4 protein-coding genes and 1 pseudogene are annotated in these 4,204 nt (G+C 67.3%); all 5 read left to right on the forward strand.

All coding sequences use genetic code 11. From position 1 onward, the window contains the following. Positions 1–216: pseudogene (locus tag AC1D0A_RS21805) on the forward strand (hypothetical protein); the annotation flags it as partial. A gap of 135 nt (positions 217–351) precedes the next feature. Next, positions 352–1,671, forward strand: coding sequence for an ABC transporter substrate-binding protein (locus AC1D0A_RS21810; RefSeq protein WP_476946824.1), 1,320 nt, complete (start codon positions 352–354; stop codon positions 1,669–1,671). 79 nt (positions 1,672–1,750) lie between these two features. Further along, the gene (locus AC1D0A_RS21815) at positions 1,751–2,824 is read left to right on the forward strand and encodes a carbohydrate ABC transporter permease (protein ID WP_476946825.1); all 1,074 of its coding nucleotides are present in this window, start codon (positions 1,751–1,753) and stop codon (positions 2,822–2,824) included. Further along, complete coding sequence (locus AC1D0A_RS21820) at positions 2,821–3,753, forward strand: carbohydrate ABC transporter permease (protein ID WP_476946826.1); 933 nt, start codon at positions 2,821–2,823, stop codon at positions 3,751–3,753. Before AC1D0A_RS21815 ends, AC1D0A_RS21820 begins: the two co-directional genes overlap by 4 nt. After that, positions 3,750–4,204, forward strand: a 455-nt coding sequence (locus tag AC1D0A_RS21825; protein ID WP_476946827.1) for an alpha-amylase family glycosyl hydrolase, incomplete at its 3' end; no start/stop codon positions are given. The genes AC1D0A_RS21820 and AC1D0A_RS21825, both read left to right, overlap by 4 nt.

Raw genomic sequence — 4,204 nt, forward strand, 5'->3', positions numbered from 1 at the left:
CCCCTGCACGTGAACCCGCCGCTGAGCACCATGGCCCAGCCGCTCGAGGACATGGGACGGATGGCCGTGAAAAAGCTGCTCCGCTCCCGCGACCTGGGGCCGAAGATCATGCCGCACCGGCTGATCGAGCGCGGCTCCACCGCGCCTCCCAATCCAACACCGCGGACCCCGGCGCCGCCCGGCGAACAAGTCGGCACCCAAGCCCCACTGAGCTAGCCAAGACCCCAAACACCACCACCCCCGGCGACAGCCGGCACTCCCCCGTGCCACCAAGCGACCCGCCGCGATTCCGCACGCACCAAACCACCCGCACCACCCACTCGCACCACCCCAACGAACAAGGAGCAACATATGAGGCAGCGCCGCCGCACCTGGCAGACTCTTCTCGCCACCACCGCATCCCTGACCGTCGCCGCCGTCGCCCTCACCGGCTGCGGCGGAACCGCCACGGATGCGAAGAGCGCCCCGAAGGCCGCCGCGTCCTTCGAGGGCAAGGGCCCCATCAACTACGTCTCCAACCGCGACGCCTCGGGTGCCGCGAACAAGAGCATCGAGGAATGGAACGCCGCCCACCCGGAGGAGAAGGTCACGTTCATCGAACTGCCCGACTCCGCGGACCAGCAGCGCCAGCAGCTCATCCAGAACGCCCAGATCAAGTCGGACACCTTCAGCGTGCTGAACCTCGACGTCGTCTGGACCTCCGAGTTCGCCGCGAACAAGTGGATCCTGCCGCTGCCCGCGGACGCGATCCCCACGGACAAGATGATCCCCGCCACGGTCAACGCCGCCACGTACCGGGACACCCTCGTGGGCGCCCCGTATTACACCGACGGCGCGCTGTTCTACTTCCGCTCGGATCTGCTCAAGGCCGCCGGCATCGCCGCCCCGCCCAAGACCTGGGACGAGATGAAGACCGCTTGCAAGGCGATCCTGGCCCTTCCCCATGCCGCAGGCATGTCCTGCTACGCCGGCCAGTTCGACAAGAACGAGGCCCTCACGGTCAACTTCTCCGAGGCCGTGGCCTCCGCCGGCGGCACCGTGGTGGACGCCGAGGGCAAGCCCACCGTCAACACCCCCCAGGCCAAGAAGGGCCTGAATCTGCTGGTGGACGGCTTCAAGGACGGCCTTTTCCCGTCCGACGCGATCACCTACCTCGAGGAGCAGGGCCGCCGCGCGTTCCAGGACGGCAAGCTGGTCTTCCTGCGCAACTGGCCCTTCCTGCACGCCTCCCTGAGCGCCACGGACGGCTCCAGCAAGGTAGCCGGCAAGTTCGGCATCACCTCCATCCCGGGCACCGACGGCCCCGGCGTCTCCACGCTCGGCGGCCGCAGCCTCGCCATCTCGCCCTTCACCGCCAACAAGGCCACCGCCCTGGAGTTCATCAAGTTCTTCACCAGCGAGGAGCAGGCCAAGAAGCGCCTCGCCCTGTCCTCCCGCGCCCCGGCGTACTCCTCCCTCTACGCGGACCCCGCCGTCGTCGCCAAGCGCCCGTTCTTCCCCACCCTGCTGACCTCGCTGAACAACGCCCAGCCCCGCCCCAAGGTGGTCCAGTACGGCGCCACCACCAAGGCGATCCAGGAAGAGGCGTACGCGGCCATCACCGGTAAGAAGGACACGGACACGGCCCTGAACGACATGCAGGCCAAGCTCACCGAGCTCTCCGCCAAGTAACTCCGCCCCGTAGCGCCAGCTTGGCCGGCCGGTTCACTCCGGCCGGCGCGGCAGCTGCAATCCCAGTGAGGTTCCCAGAATGACGACGACGACCGCCCCGCCCGCGGGCGCGCAGACCGGCACGCCCCAACCAGCCAGCCCGCGCAAACGCGGCCACCGCGGCAACCGCACCGCCGGCGAAGGCCGCATGGCCGCGCTGCTGCTCTCCCCCACCATCCTGGTGCTGGCCCTGGTGATCGTGTACCCGCTGCTCGCCGCGGTGCACCAGTCCCTCTACCGCGCCGAATCCGGGCTGGACGCGGACGGCTTCGTCGCCGACGTCGAATCCTTCGTGGGCCTGGCCAACTACGCCGACCTCTTCGTCGGCGAAACCGGGCGGCGCTTCCTGAACGCGCTCGGGAACACCACCTTCTTCACCGTCACCACGGTGTTCCTCGAGACCGTCCTGGGCCTCTGCCTGGCCCTGGCCATGAACCGCGCCTTCCGCGGCCGGTCCTTCCTGCGCGCCAGCATCCTGGTCCCCTGGGCCGTGCCCACCGCCGTGTCCGGCTTGCTGTGGCGCTGGATCTTCCAGTCCGACGGCATCGCCAACACCCTGCTCGGCAGCGAAATCCTCTGGACCGCCGAGGGCAACGCTTCCCGCGCGGCCATCATCATCGCCGAAGTTTGGAAGACCGCCCCGTTCATCGGCCTCCTGGTCCTCGCCGGCATGCAGGTCATCCCCGGCGAAGTCTACGAGGCGGCCAAGATTGACGGCGCCGGCTGGTGGCGCCAGCTCGGCTCCATCACCCTCCCGCTGGTCAAGCCCACCCTGCTGGTCGCCGTGCTGTTCCGCATGCTCGACGCGCTGCGGATGTTCGATCTGCCCTTCGTGCTGATCGGGCCGGGCAAGGAATCCGTGGAAACCCTCTCCATGCTCGCTTGGGACGAATCCAACCAGCTCCGCTACGGCTCGGCCTCCGCGTTCGCGATCATGCTCTTCCTCTACGTCGCCGTCGTCGCGATCGTGTTCGTGAAGGTGCTCGGCGCCGATGTCACCGGAGCCAAGGAACTGAAGCTGATCTCGAAGAAGTCCCGCACCAAGGCGACCCGCACGCTGGCAATCTCTGAACTGGAAATCGCTGAACAGAAGAAGGCCGAGGCCACCCGATGACCATCTCCGACCTCCGCAACGCCGCCACCGACTCCGGCGCCGTCGCGCCCGGCGTCGTCGCGCCCGACGCGAGCACCGCCGTCGTACCCGGAAAACCGAAAGCGCAGCGCACGTGGCGCTCCTACTCGGTGTACCTGGGCCTGGCACTGATCTTCGCCTACTGTCTGGCGCCGTTCTACTGGATGCTGGTCTCCAGCCTGCGCCGCACCGCCGACATTTTCGACAACACCCTGCTGCCGGCGCCGTTCTCACTGGAGAACTACGCCAAGGTGTTCGACGGCTCCACAATGTTCGGCCAGGCCCTGCTGAACTCCCTGATCGTGGCCGGCACCACCACGGTGTTCGCCCTGCTCCTCGGCGTCTTCGCGGCCTACGCGATCTCCCGGCTGAACTTCCGCTTCAAGTCGGTGATCCTGGGCGTGATCATCGCGACGTCGATGTTCCCCGGCATCTCCGTGGTGGTGCCACTGCTGCGCCTCTTCACCGACCTCGGCTGGATCAACACCTACCAGGCGATGATCGTGCCCAGCCTGTCCTTCGCGATCCCGCTGGCGGTCTGGAACCTCACCACGTTCATGAAGGCCCTGCCGTTCGACCTCGAGGAAGCCGCCATGATTGACGGCTGCACCAAGTGGCAGGCGTTCCGCCGGGTCCTGCTCCCGCTCGCCGCGCCTGGCGTCTTCACCACCGCGATCCTGACCTTCATCCACAGCTGGAACGAGTTCATCATCGCGCTATCCATGATCAACGATCCCAAAATCCAGACAGCCACGGTCGCGATCTCCAAGTTCACCGGCGCCACCGAATTTCAGGCACCCTTCGGCGAACAGATGGCCGCCGGCGTGATCGTCACCGTACCGTTGGTCATTATGGTGCTGATCTTCCAGCGACGGATCGTCGAAGGCCTCACCGCGGGAGCGAGCAAATGAGCTCTGTCTCGCCGGCAGGCCGTGTCGAGGAAACCGCCCTCGCGCCGGTCCCTGACTGGTGGCAGTCCGCCGTGATCTACGAGGTCTATCCGCGCTCCTTCGCCGATGGCGACGGCGACGGCGTGGGCGATCTCGCCGGGCTCATCGCCCGGCTGCCGTACATCGCCGCGCTCGGCGTCGACGGTATCTGGATGACCCCGTTCCAGCCCTCCCCGCAGGTGGACCAGGGCTATGACGTGACCGACTACTGCGGCGTGGACCCGCTGTTCGGCACCATGGAACAGTTCGACTCGCTGCTTTCCAAAGCGCACGCGCTGGGACTGCGGATCCTGCTCGACGTTGTCCCCAACCACTGCTCCTCGGAGCATCCGCTGTTCCAGGCGGCCCTCGCGGCCGGCCCGGGCTCGCCGGAACGGGAAATGTTCCACTTCGTTGAAGGCCCCGACGCCGA

The sequence above is a fragment of the Arthrobacter sp. P1_D4 genome (assembly GCF_056406115.1).